General features: G+C 68.4%; 16 protein-coding genes. 7 read left to right on the forward strand and 9 right to left on the reverse strand.

The genetic code is table 11. The features are described 5' to 3' along the window. The first annotated feature begins 49 nt into the window (after positions 1–49). Entirely contained in the window at positions 50–1,987 is a 1,938-nt protein-coding gene (locus MBELCI_RS00785; RefSeq protein ID WP_021692219.1) for a capsule polysaccharide biogenesis protein, read from the forward strand. A 7-nt stretch (positions 1,988–1,994) separates the two neighbouring features. Here MBELCI_RS00785 and ribD read toward each other — a convergent pair whose 3' ends face one another. The 9 genes from ribD to MBELCI_RS00830 form a co-directional block, all read right to left on the reverse strand. Beyond that, the gene (gene ribD / locus MBELCI_RS00790; RefSeq protein WP_235047540.1) at positions 1,995–3,086 is read right to left on the reverse strand and encodes a bifunctional diaminohydroxyphosphoribosylaminopyrimidine deaminase/5-amino-6-(5-phosphoribosylamino)uracil reductase RibD; all 1,092 of its coding nucleotides are present in this window, start codon (positions 3,084–3,086) and stop codon (positions 1,995–1,997) included. After that, on the reverse strand, positions 3,083–3,547 hold the full coding sequence (gene nrdR, locus MBELCI_RS00795; RefSeq protein ID WP_021692221.1) for a transcriptional regulator NrdR: 465 nt from the start codon (positions 3,545–3,547) through the stop codon (positions 3,083–3,085). The genes ribD and nrdR overlap by 4 nt, the downstream gene beginning before the upstream one ends. A 116-nt stretch (positions 3,548–3,663) precedes the next feature. Beyond that, positions 3,664–4,080 carry a secondary thiamine-phosphate synthase enzyme YjbQ gene (locus MBELCI_RS00800; protein ID WP_021692222.1) on the reverse strand — a complete coding sequence of 139 codons (417 nt, stop codon included), beginning with the start codon at positions 4,078–4,080 and terminating at the stop codon, positions 3,664–3,666. A gap of 3 nt (positions 4,081–4,083) precedes the next feature. Beyond that, positions 4,084–4,329, reverse strand: coding sequence for a hypothetical protein (locus MBELCI_RS00805; protein ID WP_021692223.1), 246 nt, complete (start codon positions 4,327–4,329; stop codon positions 4,084–4,086). A 129-nt stretch (positions 4,330–4,458) separates the two neighbouring features. Next, positions 4,459–6,006, reverse strand: a complete 1,548-nt coding sequence (locus MBELCI_RS00810) for a DNA recombination protein RmuC (protein ID WP_021692224.1) — start codon at positions 6,004–6,006, stop codon at positions 4,459–4,461. A 133-nt stretch (positions 6,007–6,139) separates the two neighbouring features. Continuing rightward, positions 6,140–6,529: a hypothetical protein gene (locus MBELCI_RS00815; protein ID WP_021692225.1), complete on the reverse strand. Its 390-nt coding sequence runs from the start codon at positions 6,527–6,529 to the stop codon at positions 6,140–6,142. After that, on the reverse strand, positions 6,529–8,523 hold the full coding sequence (rpoD, locus tag MBELCI_RS00820) for an RNA polymerase sigma factor RpoD (protein WP_021692226.1): 1,995 nt from the start codon (positions 8,521–8,523) through the stop codon (positions 6,529–6,531). The genes MBELCI_RS00815 and rpoD overlap by 1 nt, the downstream gene beginning before the upstream one ends. Before the next feature lie 156 nt (positions 8,524–8,679). Beyond that, positions 8,680–10,647, reverse strand: a complete 1,968-nt coding sequence (dnaG, locus tag MBELCI_RS00825; protein WP_045319518.1) for a DNA primase — start codon at positions 10,645–10,647, stop codon at positions 8,680–8,682. 77 nt (positions 10,648–10,724) lie between these two features. Next, positions 10,725–11,180 carry a nucleoside deaminase gene (locus tag MBELCI_RS00830; protein WP_021692228.1) on the reverse strand — a complete coding sequence of 152 codons (456 nt, stop codon included), beginning with the start codon at positions 11,178–11,180 and terminating at the stop codon, positions 10,725–10,727. Positions 11,181–11,240: 60 nt separating this feature from the next. Here MBELCI_RS00830 and MBELCI_RS00835 point away from each other — a divergent pair, with 60 nt between their 5' ends. The 6 genes from MBELCI_RS00835 to MBELCI_RS22425 all read left to right on the forward strand — a co-directional run bounded on the left by MBELCI_RS00835 (position 11,241) and on the right by MBELCI_RS22425 (position 15,755). Next, positions 11,241–12,380 carry a pseudouridine synthase gene (locus tag MBELCI_RS00835; protein ID WP_081698450.1) on the forward strand — a complete coding sequence of 380 codons (1,140 nt, stop codon included), beginning with the start codon at positions 11,241–11,243 and terminating at the stop codon, positions 12,378–12,380. Positions 12,381–12,447: 67 nt separating this feature from the next. Then, complete coding sequence (locus tag MBELCI_RS19710; RefSeq protein WP_021692230.1) at positions 12,448–12,660, forward strand: hypothetical protein; 213 nt, start codon at positions 12,448–12,450, stop codon at positions 12,658–12,660. Beyond that, a complete protein-coding gene (locus tag MBELCI_RS00840) occupies positions 12,660–13,556 on the forward strand; it encodes a 5-bromo-4-chloroindolyl phosphate hydrolysis family protein (RefSeq protein WP_021692231.1) in 897 nt (298 codons plus the stop codon). The genes MBELCI_RS19710 and MBELCI_RS00840 overlap by 1 nt, the downstream gene beginning before the upstream one ends. Further along, positions 13,556–14,746: a toxic anion resistance protein gene (locus tag MBELCI_RS00845; RefSeq protein ID WP_021692232.1), complete on the forward strand. Its 1,191-nt coding sequence runs from the start codon at positions 13,556–13,558 to the stop codon at positions 14,744–14,746. The genes MBELCI_RS00840 and MBELCI_RS00845 overlap by 1 nt, the downstream gene beginning before the upstream one ends. Before the next feature lie 53 nt (positions 14,747–14,799). Next, positions 14,800–15,147 carry a hypothetical protein gene (locus MBELCI_RS22420; protein ID WP_369385330.1) on the forward strand — a complete coding sequence of 116 codons (348 nt, stop codon included), beginning with the start codon at positions 14,800–14,802 and terminating at the stop codon, positions 15,145–15,147. Beyond that, the gene (locus MBELCI_RS22425; protein ID WP_369385331.1) at positions 15,144–15,755 is read left to right on the forward strand and encodes a DUF2927 domain-containing protein; all 612 of its coding nucleotides are present in this window, start codon (positions 15,144–15,146) and stop codon (positions 15,753–15,755) included. Before MBELCI_RS22420 ends, MBELCI_RS22425 begins: the two co-directional genes overlap by 4 nt. Positions 15,756–15,772: the final 17 nt, after the last annotated feature.

The raw sequence follows: 15,772 nt of genomic DNA on the forward strand, positions 1-15,772 counted from the left end.
GACTCCGCGCTGCCTCTACGTCTACAATGGCGGTCTCTTGACGCGACCGATGCGGGCGCGGCTGCGCGGGGCGGGCTATGCGGTGCGCAGCGGCCTGCCCGGGCCGGGCGATCTCGTCGCTGTCTGGGGCGCGAGCCCGACGGCGTGGCGCGGCACCGCCATCGCGGCGCGGCGCGGCGCGCGGGTCGTGCGGATCGAGGACGCATTCCTGCGCTCGATCCGTCCCGGTCGTGCCGGGGCGCCGCCGCTGGGCGTGCTGATCGATCACGCGGGTGCGCATTTCGACCCCACGCAGACCAGCGATCTCGAAACCCTTCTCGCAACGCATCCGCTCGACGATACGGCTCTTCTCGATCGGGCGCGCGACGGCATGGCGCGCCTGCGCGCGGCGGAGCTTTCCAAATATTCCGGCTTCGATCCCGAGGCCCCCCTGCCCGATCCAGGCTATGTGCTGGTGATCGACCAGACCGCGGGGGACGCGGCGGTCCGCGCGAGCCGGGGCGATCGCAACAGCTTTCTGGAAATGCTGTTCGAGGCGCGCGAGGCGCATCCCGGGGCGCGGATCGTCATCAAGACCCACCCCGAGAGCCAGCAGGGCTATCGCGCGGGCCATTTCCGCGAAACCGATCTTGGCCCCGGCATCTGGTTTTGCGACGCGCCGGTCTCACCATGGCAGCTTCTGGAAGGGGCCATCGCGGTGCATGCCTTTTCCTCGCAGATGGGGTTCGAGGCGATCCTTGCGGGCCATCGCCCGGTGATCCACGGTCAGCCCTTCTATACGGGCTGGGGCCTGACCGAGGACCGCGCCCCGGTGGATCGACGGCAGCGGCAGCTGACCCGCGCGCAGATCTTCGCCACCGCGATGATCCTTTATCCGCATTGGCACGACCCGCACATGGACCGCGCCTGCGACTTCGAGCGCGCGCTCGACAGCTTCGAGGCCGAGACCCGTGCGTGGCGCGAGGACCGGGCAGGCTGGGTCGCCTGCGGCATGCGGTTGTGGAAGCGGCGTCACCTACAGCGCGGCTTTGGCACGGCACGGGCGGTCCGCTTCGTCGATCCTCCCGAGCGGGCCGCCAACCTGGCGACCCGGCAGGGACGCCGCCTCATGCTTTGGGGCGACCGCGCCGCGCCCCGGGGCGCCGTGCGGGTCGAGGACGGGTTCCTGCGTTCGCGCGGGTTGGGCGCGGCCTTGGTCCCCCCCGCGAGCCTCGGGCTTGACGATCTCGGCCTGCATTACGATCCCTCGCACGAAAGCCGGATGGAACGGCTCATCGCGGCCTCGGAGGGCCTGTCCGACGCCGACCGACGGCGCGCGGAACGGCTGGTAACGCGACTGCGCGCGGCGGGGCTGTCGAAATACAACCTCGCGGGCGCCCCCCTGCCCGACCTGCCAGCTGGTCATCGCATCCTCGTGCCGGGTCAGGTCGAGGATGACGCCTCCATCCGGCTTGGCGCGGGCCCGGTGCGCAGCAATCTCGCGCTGCTTGAGGCGGTGCGCGCGGCCAATCCCGACGCGGTGATCCTCTACAAGCCGCACCCCGACATCGAGGCAGGGCTGCGGCCCGGCGCGGTGCCTGATCCCCTGCGCCATGCCGATGCGGTCCTTGCCCGCGTGGACGCGCTGGAGGCACTTGGCGCGGTGGACGAGGTCTGGACCATGACCTCGGGCATCGGCTTCGAGGCGCTGTTGCGCGGGCGGCCCGTGACCTGCCTCGGCACGCCGTTCTATGCGGGCTGGGGCCTGACCCGCGACCTCGGCCCGCCCTGTCCGCGCCGCCGGGCACGCCCGGATCTCATGGGGCTCGCCCATGCGGCGCTGATCGGCTGGCCGCGCTATTTCGATCCACTGACCGGACGCCCCTGCCCGCCGGAGCTGGTGCTCGACAGGTTGTCTGCCGGCATCACCGCGCACCGGCCGGGGCTGCGCGCGCTGGCCAAGCTGCAGGGCGCGTTCGCCTCGGCCGCACCGCTCTGGCGGCGCTGAGGGCGCGTCAGCCCGGTCTGCGCCAGAGGCTCATCAGATCCGCCCCGACCCGCTCCTGCGCCGCCAGTTCCAAACGCGGCGCATTGCCCAATCGGTCGATCCCCATTGCGGCGAGTGCGGGCGTGCCCTCGGCCCCGATCGCGCAGCCGGCGGTGAAAAGCGCAAGCTCGTCCACGAGATCCGCGGCGAGCAGCGAGGCCGCCAGCGCGGCGCCGCCTTCGCAGAACACCCGCGTCAACCCCGCCTCGCCCAAGGCCGCGAGGGCTGCGCTGACATCGACCTGCCCGTTCGCCAGCGTGCAAGGCAGGCTGACCGCGCCCTGCGCCGTCCAAGGCGCCGCATCGACCGACGTCTCGTGACACAGCCAGAGCGGAACGGTCGCGGCGCTGCGCGCGAGCGCGCCGTCCAGCGGCAGATCCAGCCTGCGCGACACCACCACCCGCACCGGCTGACGCTCAATGCCAAGTCCGCGCACGGTGAGCATCGGGTCATCGGCCCGCGCCGTGCCGCCACCGACCATGACCGCATCGTGCCGCGCCCGCATCATGTGCACCCGCGCCCGCGCCCGCGGCCCGGTGATCCAACGGCTTTCGCCGGTGCCGGTGGCAATGCGCCCATCGAGGCTGGCCGCGAGCTTGAGGGTGACGAAGGGGCGGCCCCGTTCGATCCGGCTCAGGAACCCTGATAGGTCGCGCCGGGCCTCGTCCACCATCAGCCCCGTCTCGACCGTGATCCCCGCCACGCGCAGCCGCGCGATGCCGCGGCCCGCGACACGCGGATCAGGATCGTGCGCCGCCACGACCACCCGCGCCACGCCTGCCGCCACCAGCGCCTCGGCACAGGGCGGCGTCCGACCGTGATGCGCGCAAGGTTCCAAGGTGACATAGGCCGTGGCTCCGCGCGCTTGCGCGCCCGCCTGTGCCAATGCCTGCGTCTCGGCATGCGGCCTGCCGCCATCGGCAGTGCGACCCCGCCCGACGATCCGGCCCTGGGCCACGATGACGCAACCGACATTGGGGTTGGGCCAGACCCGCCCCAGCCCGCGCCGCCCCAGCGACAGCGCCAGCACCATGAAGCGCCGGTCCCGCGCCACGCTCACTTGCTGGCCGGTGTGGGACGAAGCTGGGACATGAAGCGATCGAAATCGCCCACGGCCTGAAAGTTCATGTAAACGCTGGCAAAGCGCACATAGGCCACCGTGTCGATCCGGGCGAGCGACTCCATCACGATCTCGCCGATCTTCGAAGAGGGGATATCGGTGTCGCCCATGCTTTCGAGCCGCCGCACGATGCCCGAGATCATCTGGTCCATGCGCTCGGGCTCCACCGGGCGCTTTTGCAGCGCGATGCGGATCGAGCGTTCGAGCTTGTCGCGGTCGAACTCCTCGCGCCGCCCATTGGTCTTGATCACCACGAGATCGCGCAGCTGCACCCGCTCATAGGTGGTGAAACGTCCGCTGCATGAGGGGCAGAACCGCCTGCGGCGGATGGCGGCATGGTCCTCGGCCGGGCGCGAATCCTTGACCTGCGTATCGACATTTCCACAAAACGGGCAGCGCATCCGGATCCTCGTCACGTCTCTTGGGGGGCCAGTGCCCGCATTCCACCGCCAGTATAGGAGGATGCCCAAGAATTGGGTAGGGGTCGCAGCGGACACACCAGATAGCGCGGGCGGCCTCAGCGCAGCAGGCCGACCACCTCGCGCCGATGCGGACGGGTGCGATGCTCGAAAAGATAGATCCCCTGCCAAGTGCCGAGTGTCATGCGCCCGTCGATCACCGGGATCTGCAACGAGGTCGGCAGCAGGGCCGCCTTGATATGGCCGGGCATGTCATCCGGCCCTTCGTAGGTATGTGTGAGATAGGCCATTGATGGATCGTTCGACGCCGGGACCAGCCTGTGGAAATACGCCGCAAGATCGGTCTGAACCTCCGGATCGGCGTTCTCCTGAATGAGAAGCGAACAGGAAGTATGGCGCACAAAGAGGGTAAGGAGCGCCTCGTCCGACGCTGCTTCTCGAACCCAGCGGGTGATCCGGTCCGTGAATTCGGTCAGACCCGGGCCATGCGTGTCGATCTCAAAGCTTGCGTGCAAGGATCAGCCTGCAATGACGCAACGCACGGAAGGGTTGCCGCCGGTTCCGACAAAGACCTGCTCCAGCGTGGCGCGGCATTCGTCGAGTTCGGCCGCCGACACAGGGATGTCGATCGCACCATCAAGGTCATAGCGCGCGGCGGGTTCGGTCACGTCCGCAAAGCCCGCGGCCGTGGACAGGATCGGGGCGATGCCCATGAGCGGCATGGTGAGGGCAGCTGCGAGGGCGATGGCAATCGGCTTTTTCATGGCGGTTTCTCCCGTCTCGATCCTGCATGACAAACACCGGAGCACGGAGAAGGTTTCCGAATAGTTTACGCGAGCCGCAAGACCAGTGGCGGTGTGGCAACACTCACGCCTTGCATGTGCTGCCCACGCTCATTCGGCAGGCTCTCGCGCGTCGAGGGAAAGCGGCTCGGGGGCATCGTCCCCGGCCTCGTCGAATTCCACCCCAAGGTTCTTTTGGGTACGCGCGCCCATGGATTTGAGCTTTTCGATCTGGCCCAGCACGTTGCCACGCCCCGAGGAAAGCTGCCCCATCGCATCCTCATGCGCGCGGCTGGCCTGCCCGAGCGCGCGGCCCACCTGCTCCATGTTGCCGACAAAACCCGCGACCTTGTCGTAGAGCAGCCCCGCGCGCTTGGCGATGTCCTCGGCGTTGCTCTCGCGTCGCTCGACGGTCCAGATGTGATCGACGGTGCGCAGCGTCACCATCAGCGTCGTGGGGGTCATAACGCCCACGCCTTTGGATACCGCATAGGCGGTCAGGTCGCCCGTCTCCGACAGCGCCGCCGAGAGCGCGCCCTCGATCGGCATGAACATCAGCACATAATCGACAGAGCCGTCCTGCATCGCATAGTAGCCTTTGGCGGCGAGCTGGTCGATGTGACGGCGCACCGAGGCGACGTGCTCGCGCAGGTGGCGTTTGCGCTCGTCTTCGGTCTCGGCGTTCACCGCCGCCTCATAGGCGATCAGGCTCACCTTGCTGTCGACCACGAGGCTCTTGCCGCGCGGCATCCTGACGACCACGTCGGGTCGCCAGCGCGCCCCGTCTTCGTCGGTGCGGCTTTCTTGCACGGTGTAATGCGTGCCGCGCTCCAGTCCGGAGCTTTCGAGGATGCGTTCGAGGATCATCTCGCCCCAAGCGCCCTGCTTTTGCTTGTCGCCCTTGAGCGCGCGGGTGAGCGCCGCGGCTTCCGAGCGGATCGTTTCGGATTGGACCGTCAGCATCTCGATCTGCTTGCCGAGGCGCGCGCGCTCCTCGTCGGCCTTGCCATGCACCTGCCGCAACTCCGTCTCGAAGCGCGAGACGTGGTCGCGGAACGGCGTCAGAAGCTCGGTGAGCGTCCGGGTGTTGGCCTTGGAGAAATCCTCGCCGGTTTGGCGCAGGGTCTTGGTCGCCAGTTCCTCGAAGCGGCGCGACATCTCCTCGCGCAACTCCTTCAGCTCGGAGATGCGCGTCTCGGCGGCCTCGATCTCGCCCGCGCTGCGGGCCTGAAGCGTGGCGTGGTCGGATTGCAGCTGCGCATGACGCTCCTGCAACTCGCGCATCTCGGCGGTGAGGCTCAAGAGCTGCCCCTTCAGGTCGTTGCGCGTCTGCTCCAGGCCGCGCCTGGCCTCCTCGAGCGCCGCCTTGGCCGACCGAGTTTCGCCATGCGCCGCATCGCTTTCGAACTGGGCCTTGCGGGCCGCTGTCAGCTCTTCCTTGAGCGCCGAAAGCTGTCGCTCGCGCTCTTCGAGCCGCGTGCGCTCGGCCCCGGCACTGCCGCGCAGATCCTCGACCTCGCGCCGCCCGGCGTCGAGATCGGCGCGCAAGGCGGCAAGGGCCGCACGCGCGGCCCTGAGCCCGGTGAGGGCCGCGACGAGGGCAAGGAGCAAGACAAGGGCCGCGCCAAGGGAAACGAGCATGAGGGGATCGGTGGGCATGGGAACATCCTGGCTGGAACTGCGCCGATGTTCACGGTTCGACCTTGATCCGTCAACCCGGCGTTGAAGCGCCCGGCCGATCGGGACCGACGGCGCGCCACCGGTCCCTCATGGCCCAAGCGCGCCGGTGCGGTCAGTCGTCGAGATCGAGGGTCGGCAGCGACCGCCAGTCGTACTGGCGCACACGCTCCTGCTCGGCGGGCACATCCTCGCGCGTCAGCCCCGAGGCGGCGTAGTGGTTGTCGCTGAAGGAGCCTTCGGAGGGCATCGGCGCGCCGCGCTCGAAGCTGTCCTTGCTGACCACGACGCAGGAGACGTTTGGCAGCTTGTGCTCGGCACAGATTGCCGCCGCCTCATTGAGGTAGCTGGCGAGGCCCTGCCCGTTGACTTTGGACATACCAAGCCGATTGGCCAGTTCGGAATAAGTGATCGCTTTTTCACCGGCGAGCATGGCCTCCGCGACGACCTTGATCGTCGCGAAAGCGCGCTGCCGGGTGAGTTGCGTGATCTTGCGATGCGCCATCACTGGTCGAGGAAGCTGCGAAGCTTGCGGCTCCGGCTCGGATGCTTGAGTTTGCGCAGCGCCTTGGCCTCGATCTGACGGATCCGCTCGCGCGTCACCGAGAACTGCTGGCCGACCTCTTCGAGGGTGTGGTCGGTGTTCATGCCGATGCCGAAGCGCATCCGCAGCACCCGCTCCTCGCGCGGGGTGAGCGAAGCAAGCACCCGCGTCGTGGTCTCCTTCAGGTTCTCCTGAATGGCCGAATCCAACGGCAGGATCGCGTTCTTGTCCTCGATGAAGTCACCGAGCTGGCTGTCCTCCTCGTCGCCGATCGGCGTCTCAAGGCTGATCGGCTCCTTGGCGATCTTCATCACCTTGCGGACCTTCTCGAGCGGCATCTGCAGCTTCTCGGCCAGCTCCTCCGGCGTCGGCTCGCGGCCGATCTCGTGCAGCATCTGGCGACCGGTGCGCACCAGCTTGTTGATCGTCTCGATCATATGCACCGGGATCCGGATGGTGCGGGCCTGATCGGCAATCGAGCGGGTGATCGCCTGACGGATCCACCACGTCGCATAGGTCGAGAACTTGTAGCCGCGGCGATACTCGAACTTGTCCACCGCCTTCATCAGGCCGATGTTGCCTTCCTGGATGAGGTCGAGGAACTGCAGGCCGCGGTTGGTGTATTTCTTGGCGATCGAGATCACGAGACGCAGGTTGGCCTCGACCATCTCCTTCTTGGCCTGACGGGCCTCCTTTTCGCCCTTCTGGACCTGCTGGACGATGCGGCGGAATTCGCCGATGTCGACGCCGACATACTGACCGACCTGCGCCATCTCGGAGCGCAGCTCCTCGATCTTGCCGGCCGAACGCTCGAACAGCGCCTGCCAGCCGCGGCCCGGCTTTTCGGCCATCCGCTCCATCCAGGTGGGATCGAGTTCGGCGCCGCGATACTCGTCGATGAACTCACGGCGGTTGATGCGGGCCTGATCGGCGAGCTTCACCATGCTCGAGTCGATCGACATGATTCGACGGTTGATGCCGTAGAGCTGGTCGATCAGTGCGTCGATGCGGTTATTGTGCAGGTGCAGCGAGTTGACCAGCACCACCAGCTCCGAGCGCAGCGTCTGATACTCGACCTCGTTGGCGTTCGAGAAAGTCGAATCCTCGTTCAGCGTCGCCGACATGCGCGCGTCCTGCATGTCCGACAGGCGCGAGAAGTTCTCGGCGATGGTATCGAGCGTCTCGAGCACGCGCGGCTTGAGCGCGGCCTCCATCGCGGCGAGCGACATGTTGTGCTGCTCGTCGTCCTCGTCGTCATCGTCGTTGTTGCTGATCGGATTGCCGTCGGCGTCGAGTTCGGAGCGGCCCTCGGAGCGTTCGCCTCCGGAGGAGGCGGGCTGCGCGGCGCCAGACTCGACCACCGGCTCTTCGCCCTCTTCCTCGCCAAGCTGGCCCGAGAAGGTGGTCTCGAGATCGATCACGTCGCGCAGCAGGATGTCCTCGGACAGAAGCTCGTCGCGCCAGATCGTGATCGCCTGAAAGGTGAGCGGGCTTTCGCACAGGCCCGCGATCATCGTATTGCGACCAGCCTCGATGCGCTTGGCGATGGCGATCTCGCCTTCGCGTGACAGCAATTCGACCGAACCCATCTCGCGCAGATACATGCGCACCGGGTCATCGGTGCGGTCGAGCTTTTCGGCCTCGGCCCCCGCCAGCGTGACGTCGCGGTTGCCGCCCACCGTGGCGACCTCGCGCGAGCCGCCGTCATCAGCCTCTTCGCTTTCCTCGGCCTCGGTCACCTGAATGCCCATCTCCGAGAGCATCGACATGACATCCTCGATCTGGTCCGAGGAGACCTGATCGGGGGGCAGGACCTGATTGAGCTGGTCATAGGTGATGTAGCCGCGCTCGCGCGCTTCGGAGATCATCTTCTTGACCGCCGCCTGGCTCATGTCGAGCGTCATCGCCCCGTCCTGGTCGTCGTCCTTGCGGTCGTCGGTATCTTTCGCGGCCATGAAGGGCTCCTCGTTCGGTGAACGTCCTGTCCAGCGCGGGCAGTGATTCGGACTGCCCGAATCAACCCGCAAGGGCGGCGATTCGCAACCTCCCCGCGCCCGATTCTTTCATGCATTCGCAACAACCATCGCCGAATCGGTGCGACGGGCCGCGTCTCAACTCCCCTTGGGACCGCTTTTGCCGAAGGCGATGGTCCCCAGAAGAGCGTCGAATTCGGACCTCTCGTCGCGCCGCATCAGTGCGCCGTTGGTCCCGTATTCGTATTCGGTCGTATCCTCTCCGTCGCCGCGGCCCGCCTTGTCGAGCGCTTCGGCCGCGCGCGACAGGCGCCAGGTCAGCCCTTCGTCGCTCAGCCCCGACAGGTCCTCGACCGCCTCGGCCAGCTCGCGGGCATGGCCCCGGCGGGCATCGAGCTTGGCCAGCTCCTCGGCCAGACACATCCGGGCGACATCGGCATCGCCGGGTTTGCGGACCCCCGGACTGATCGCCACATGGCGTTGGGAGAACAGGGTTTCAAGGGTATCCTGCCCAAGCCGCGCCTCAAGCGCGCCGCGCAGATCGCTCTCGTGGTGGCAGGCGAGAATGCCATGCGCCAAGGCCGCGTGATCGGGGTCACGGCAATCCATCCGCTCAAGCGCGGGCTCGAACTCGTGCAGCACCTCGGGCGTGGCGATCAGCGTGGCGAGGATCACCGCCTCGCGCAGGTGATCCTCGACCACGCCACCGGTGGCGAGCATCGAGGCGCGCGCAGCCGAGCTCGGCGCGAGCGGCAGCTGGTTCGGCTTGAAGAAACCGCCGCGTCCACCCCGGTCGATCCGGGTCGGCCCGGACTGGCGGCGCGGGTTGAACAGCTCCCATTTCAGGCGCTTCAGTTCGGCCTCGTAATGCCCGCGCAAATCCGGCTCGCGAATGAGCGCGGTGGCATCGCGCAGCCTCTTGTCGAGAGCCGCGCGCCGCTCGGGGCTGTCGAAGTCGTGGCCCTCGGTCTCGCGCCGCCACAGCAGCTGCACCATCGGCTGTGCCTGCGCCACGACCTCGCGCATCGCCGTCGCCCCCTTGGCGCGGATCAGATCGTCGGGGTCGAGGCCTTCGGGCATCAGCGCGAATCTAAGCCCCTGCCCCGCGCCGATCAGCGGCAGCGCGAGGTCGATGACCCGCCGCGCGGCGCGAAGCCCCGCCGCATCGCCGTCGAGCGCGATCACCGGCTCGGGGTGGACCCGCCACATCAGCTGAAGCTGGCTTTCGGTGACGGCGGTGCCCAAGGGGGCCACGGCGGCCTGCAGACCAGCCTCCGAGAGCGCGATCACGTCCATGTAGCCCTCGGCCACCACGAGCGGCGCGCCCTTGCCCGCCGCCTCGCGGGCGGAGGCGAGGTTGTAGAGGCTGCGCCCCTTGTCGAAGAGTTCGGTCTCGGGGGAGTTCAGGTATTTCGCCCGTGCGTTGGGGTCCATTGCCCGTCCGCCCAGCGCGATGGCGCGGCCGCGCCCGTCGCGAATGGGAAAGATGATGCGCCCGCGAAACCGGTCATAGACCGCGCCGCCGCCTTCTGGCCGCGCGGCGAGCCCCGCCGCCACGATCATCTCCTCGGCGATGCCCTTGGCCTTGAGCGCCCGGCTCAGCGCCGCGCGGTCGTCCGGGGCGAAGCCCAACTCCCAGCGCGCCTGCGCCGCCTCGTCGAGGCCGCGCCCGACAAGGTAGTCGCGCGCGCTGCTGGCCGAGGTGGTGCGAAGCTGCATGCGGAACCACTGCACCGCCTGCTCCATCACCTCGACCAGCTCACCCCGGCGGTCGGCCTTCTTTTGCGCCTGCGGGTCGCGCTCGGGCATCGGCATGCCCGCCTCGGCGGCGAGGATCTTCACCGCGTCGACGAAATCGACGTTCTCGGTCTCGCGCACGAAAGAGATCGCGTCGCCCTTCGCATGGCAGCCGAAGCAGTAGTAGAAGCCCTTGCGATCATCGACGTGAAAGCTCGCGGATTTCTCTTGGTGGAACGGGCATGGCGCCCAGAAATCGCCCTTGCCCTGGTTCGACTTCTTCATGTCCCACGCAACCTTACGCCCGACCACCTGGCCGAGGCTGAGGCGCGTGCGCAATTCTTCGAGGAAACCAGGGGGCAGACTCATGGCGCCAATATCGGGCCCGCGCGACCCCAAGTCCAGAACCCGCCCCGCCGCGATCGATCAATTCTCGCACGGTGTGCCTAGGGCTTTCGAAGCCCGGCGAAGAACCGGCTCAAAAGCACCTCGGACTCGGCCGCCGCGATGCCGTCGAAAACCTCGGGCCTGTGGTGGCATTGCGGATGCGAGAACACGCGCGCCCCCCGTTCAACGCCGCCCGATTTGGGGTCCGCCGCGCCGTAATGCAGCCGCGCGATGCGGGCAAAGGAGATGGCGGCAGCGCACATCGGACAGGGCTCGAGCGTCACCCAAAGCGCGCAGCCGGTGAGCCTTTCGGAGCCCAAGGCCGCGCAGGCCGCGCGGATCGCCAGCGTTTCGGCATGCGCCGTGGGATCGCTCAGTTCGCGCGTGCGGTTGCCGGCCTGTGCGATCACCCTGCCGGAGGCATCGGCCACGACCGCGCCCACGGGCACCTCGCCGCGCGTGGCGGCGGCGCGCGCCTCGGCGAGCGCGAGGTCCATGTGGGATCGAAACCGCATGATCCCTGATGCCCGGTGTCGCGCGGCGCTGGCAAGGGCGCGCGCAAGCGGTTATGGCGAATGGATGGACAAGAACGACACCCCCGAGGCGACCGGATCGCCAAGGTTCTCTCGCGCGCCGGCGTGGCCTCGCGCCGCGAGGCCGAGCGCATGATCGAAGATGGCCGCGTCAAGGTGAACGGCGAGCGGATCTTCAGCCCGGCGCTGAACGTCACCGCCAAGGACCGCATCACCGTTGACGGCGCGCCCTTGGCCGCGCCCGAACCGGCGCGGCTGTGGCTCTATCACAAGCCTGCGGGCCTCGTGACCAGCGCCTCGGACGAGAAGGGCCGCAAGACCGTCTTCGACGAGCTGCCCGAGGACATGCCGCGCGTGATGAGCGTGGGCCGGCTCGACCTCAACTCCGAGGGGCTGCTGCTGCTCACCAATGACGGCGAGTTGAAGCGCAAGCTCGAACTGCCCTCGACCGGCTGGCTGCGGCGCTACCGGGTGCGGATCAACGGCTCGGTGAGCGAGGACAAGCTTGACCGGTTGCGCAAGGGCATTTCAGTCGAGGGCGTCGACTATCAGCCGATGCAGGTGACCTTCGATCGCCAGCAGGGCGCCAACGCCTGGCTGACCATCGGCCTGCGCGAAGGCAAGAACCGCGAGATCCGCCGCGCCATGGCCGAGCTGGAGGTGACGGTGAACCGGCTGATCCGGATCAGCTACGGGCCGTTCCAGATCGGCAATCTCGAACCCGGCGAGGTCGAGGAAATCCGGCCCAAGGTGCTGCGGGAGCAGTTGGGCGAAGGTGACAGCCCCAAGGTCCAGCGCCGTCGTCCCGACGGCACGCCCGGGGCCAAGCCCGGCTTGCGCGGCACCGGCACCGGCACCGGCCCCAAGGGACCGGGCGGCGCGCGCAAGCAGGCCAGCGAAACGAAACGGTCGACCGGCGGCACGGGCCGCGTCTTTGGTGCCAAGGTCGCGAGCGATGGCGACCGGCCCGGGTTCAAGTCCGGGCGCGCCGGTGCCAAGGCCGGTGCCAGGACGGAGACGCCCGGCTCGAGGACCGACCGCACCGGCCCGAAAGGCGGGCGGTCCGGCTTCGACGCCGATCGCTCCGGCCCGAAAGGCGACCGCGCCGCGCGTGGCGGCCCCAAAGGCGGCCCCGGGGGCGGTTCCGGAGGCGGGCGCGGGCCGAAACCGCCGAAACGCTGAGCGCCCCTCGAAAAGCCGCGCGACGCCCCCTATTATCTGAAGGGCCTAGCCAAGGGACCGCCCGGCCATGACGCGATTGATTCTGCTGCTCCTTGTCGCCTCCGCGCTGGTCTTTGCCGGGGCGCAGATCCTCGCCGCGATCCGCGGCGGATCGCGGCGGCGTTCGGCGCTGCCTGCCACACAGGAGGACGCCATGCCCGCGCCATTCCGTACCATCGCCTATCTCGTGCTGCTGGCCCTGATGGCCGGCACCGCGACCGGCCTTCTGGGAGCCGGCTGATGGCCCGGCGCTTCGGCGGGCGCTACAGCCCCGATCCGCAGACCCGCAGCCCTGCCCCCGATCTGCGCGACACCGCCCGCGTCGATCCGGCGGGCGCGCGGGTGAACCTGCTGTTCGTGCCCCCCGCTCTGCTGGCGCTGTTCTCGCTCGGCGCCGGACCTGCCGGCCTCGTTGCGGGTCTGGTCGGCGCGGGCGTGCTGACCGCCGCCACCTTCCTGCTGCGTGACGGCCTGCGGGCCGAGGCCGAATGGCGGGCCCGCCCCGTCGCGCGCCGCCCCGCTTGGCCGCGCAAGATGATGGCCTCCGGGCTGACCGGGCTTGGCGTGGCGCTGGCCGCGTGGTCGGGTGATGGCGGTCTCTTCGGCCCGCTTCTCTATGGCATCGCCGCCAGCGGGCTGCATGTCGCAGCCTTCGGCATCGACCCGATGTCGGACAAGCGCATCGACGGCGTCGACGATCACCAGCAGGACCGCGTCGCCAAGGTCGTGGACGAGGCCGAAAGCTATCTCGCGCAGATGCGCGAGGCGATCTCGGGGTTGCGCGACCGCACGCTCGACGAGCGCGTCGCCGCGTTTCAGGCCCGGGCGCGCGAGATGATCCGCACCGTGGAGCGTGATCCGCGCGACCTGACGCAGGCACGGCGTTACTTGGGGGTGTATCTGATGGGCGCGCGCGACGCTTCGGTGAAATTCGCCGATCTGTGGTCGCGGGGTCGCGACAGTGCCGCGCGGGCGGAGTATGAATCGCTCCTGACGGATCTCGACGCCAACTTCGCGGCCCGGACCGAGACGATGCTGCTTTCGGACCGGACTGACATGGACATCGAGATCCGCGTGTTGCGGGACCGCTTGGCGCGCGAAGGCGTTGTGGCCCCGTCTGAAAGAGGGAACGAGTGATGTCCGACAAGACCCGCGATGCCGCGGCCGCCCGCGTGGCCGAGATCGAGACCCTGAACCAGATCCGCCTGCCCGATCCCGGCGGCGAGCTGACGCTCGAGGCCGCCGCACCCGAGCAGAGCGCCGAGATCCGCCGCCGCATGAGCGAAATCGACCTCGGCGACACCAACTCCATCGTGCGCTTCGGCTCGGGCGCGCAGGCCGAGTTGCAGCAGATCAGCCAATCGATGCTTCAGGGCGTGCAGAACAAGGATGTGGGTCCGGCGGGCGAAAGCCTGCGCGACATCGTCGCCACAATCCGCGGCTTCGACGTGGCCGAACTCGACCCCAATCGCAAGCGCAGCCTGTGGGACAGGCTGACCGGCAAAGCCAAGCCGCTGGCCAAGTTCACCGAACGGTTCCGCGATGTGCAGGGCCAGATCGACCGCATCACCGACGAGCTGCTGCGCCATGAGCACGCGCTGATGAAGGACATCGAGAGCCTCGACGTACTCTACGACAAGACCCTCGCTTTCTACGACGAGCTGGCGCTCTACATCGCGGCGGGCGAGGCGCGGCTGGCAAAAATCGACGCCACCGAGATCCCGGCGCAGCAGGCCAAGATGGAGGCCGCCCCCGAAGAGGCGCAGGTGATGGCCGCCCAAGAGTTGCGCGACATGCGCGCCGCACGCGACGATCTGGAGCGCCGGGTGCACGATCTCAAGCTGACGCGGCAGGTAACGATGCAGTCGCTGCCCTCGATCCGGCTGGTTCAGGAGAACGACAAGAGCCTCGTCACCAAGATCAATTCCACCCTCGTGAACACCGTGCCGTTGTGGGAGACCCAGCTCGCGCAGGCGGTAACGATCCAGCGCGGGGCAGCGGCGGCGGGCGCGGTGCGCGAGGCCAACGACCTCACCAATGACCTCTTGCGCTCGAACGCCGAGAACCTGCGCAGCGCCAACAAGGCGATCCGCACCGAGATGGAGCGCGGCGTGTTCGACATCGAGGCGGTAAAGGCGGCCAATGCCGAGCTGATCGCCACCATCGATGAGAGCCTCGACATCGCCGACGAGGGCAAGCGCCGCCGCGCCGAGGCCGAGGCCGAGCTGCGCCGCATGGAGGGCGAGCTGAAAACGGCGCTGGGTTCGGCGCGCAGCCGCGCGGCGCCCGGCACGCCCAGATCATCCGGCACCACCCCGCGCGGATAAGGCACGGCAATGCAAGCACGGTCCGTCAGGTCGATTTGCGGGGCATTGGCCTGATGCTCGTGGCGGGCTGCGCCTCGGAGGCCGAACTCGTGCCGGTAACGCCGCCGCGCGAAGAGCCAGCGGCCAAGATCCCCCAGCCGACGGCCCCCGCAGCCGCGCCTGCACCGCCCGTCCGCCCCGCCGTCACGCCCGAACCCACGCGCTCCGCTGCGAGCCAGGCTCTGTCGCAGCATTACGCGCGGCTGCAATCGGACCTTGTAACCCAAGGGCTGCTGCGCGGCGATGGTGGCGGGCCGGACACGCCCTTCACCGACACGATGCTGGCGCGCAATTTCATCCGTATCGCGCTGTTCGATGAGTACGTGCCGATGGCGAAACCCTGCGCGCCGAGGCGACGATGAGCCGTCTGCGCCGCTGGGAAAACCCGATCCGCATGGACGTGCAGTTCGGCGACACCGTGCCCGCCAAGCAGCGCGTGCGCGACCGCAACGCCGTGGCCGCCTATGGTGCGCGGCTGTCGCGGCTCACCGGCGTGCCGATCACCCAGACCGCGGCGGAAGGCAACTTCTCGGTGCTGATCCTGAACGAGGATGACCGCGCGGGCTATGAGGACAGGCTGAGGCAGATGGTGCCTGGCATCGCCGAAAGCTCGGTGCGGGCCTTCCTGAACCCGCCGCGCTCGACGCTGTGCCTTGTCATCGCCTTCTCGGGCGATGGCGGCAACACCTACAGCCGCGCCGTGGCGCTGATCCGGGGCGAGCATCCCGACATGCTGCGCCTCGCCTGCATCCATGAGGAGCTGGCCCAAGGCATGGGGCTCGCCAATGACAGCCCGCAGGCGCGGCCTTCGATCTTCAACGACGACGAGGAGTTCGGCCTGCTGACGCGGCATGACGAACTGCTTCTGAAGATGCTCTACGACCGGCGGCTCAGCCCCGGCATGAGCGCCGTCGAGGCCGCGCCAATCGCGCGCGAGATCGCGGCGGAACTGCTGGGCGGCAACGCCTGAGCGCAACACGGGAGACG

Source organism: Limimaricola cinnabarinus LL-001, assembly GCF_000466965.1.
GTDB lineage: Bacteria > Pseudomonadota > Alphaproteobacteria > Rhodobacterales > Rhodobacteraceae > Limimaricola > Limimaricola cinnabarinus.

Bases quoted from the DNA above. Each gene is read 5' to 3' on its own strand.
- MBELCI_RS00815 (WP_021692225.1), bottom strand. From the start codon at position 6,529: ATGGCGCATCGCAAGATCACGCAACTCACCCGGCAGCGCGCTTTCGCG.
- MBELCI_RS00835 (WP_081698450.1), top strand. From the start codon at position 11,241: ATGGATGGACAAGAACGACACCCCCGAGGCGACCGGATCGCCAAGGTT.
- MBELCI_RS22425 (WP_369385331.1), top strand. From the start codon at position 15,144: ATGAGCCGTCTGCGCCGCTGGGAAAACCCGATCCGCATGGACGTGCAG.
- MBELCI_RS00840 (WP_021692231.1), top strand. From the start codon at position 12,660: ATGGCCCGGCGCTTCGGCGGGCGCTACAGCCCCGATCCGCAGACCCGC.
- rpoD (WP_021692226.1), bottom strand. From the start codon at position 8,523: ATGGCCGCGAAAGATACCGACGACCGCAAGGACGACGACCAGGACGGG.
- MBELCI_RS19710 (WP_021692230.1), top strand. From the start codon at position 12,448: ATGACGCGATTGATTCTGCTGCTCCTTGTCGCCTCCGCGCTGGTCTTT.
- MBELCI_RS00830 (WP_021692228.1), bottom strand. From the start codon at position 11,180: ATGCGGTTTCGATCCCACATGGACCTCGCGCTCGCCGAGGCGCGCGCC.
- MBELCI_RS00785 (WP_021692219.1), top strand. From the start codon at position 50: ATGCGGGCGCGGCTGCGCGGGGCGGGCTATGCGGTGCGCAGCGGCCTG.
- MBELCI_RS22420 (WP_369385330.1), top strand. From the start codon at position 14,800: ATGCTCGTGGCGGGCTGCGCCTCGGAGGCCGAACTCGTGCCGGTAACG.
- nrdR (WP_021692221.1), bottom strand. From the start codon at position 3,547: ATGCGCTGCCCGTTTTGTGGAAATGTCGATACGCAGGTCAAGGATTCG.
- MBELCI_RS00805 (WP_021692223.1), bottom strand. From the start codon at position 4,329: ATGAAAAAGCCGATTGCCATCGCCCTCGCAGCTGCCCTCACCATGCCG.
- dnaG (WP_045319518.1), bottom strand. From the start codon at position 10,647: ATGAGTCTGCCCCCTGGTTTCCTCGAAGAATTGCGCACGCGCCTCAGC.
- MBELCI_RS00845 (WP_021692232.1), top strand. From the start codon at position 13,556: ATGTCCGACAAGACCCGCGATGCCGCGGCCGCCCGCGTGGCCGAGATC.
- MBELCI_RS00810 (WP_021692224.1), bottom strand. From the start codon at position 6,006: ATGCCCACCGATCCCCTCATGCTCGTTTCCCTTGGCGCGGCCCTTGTC.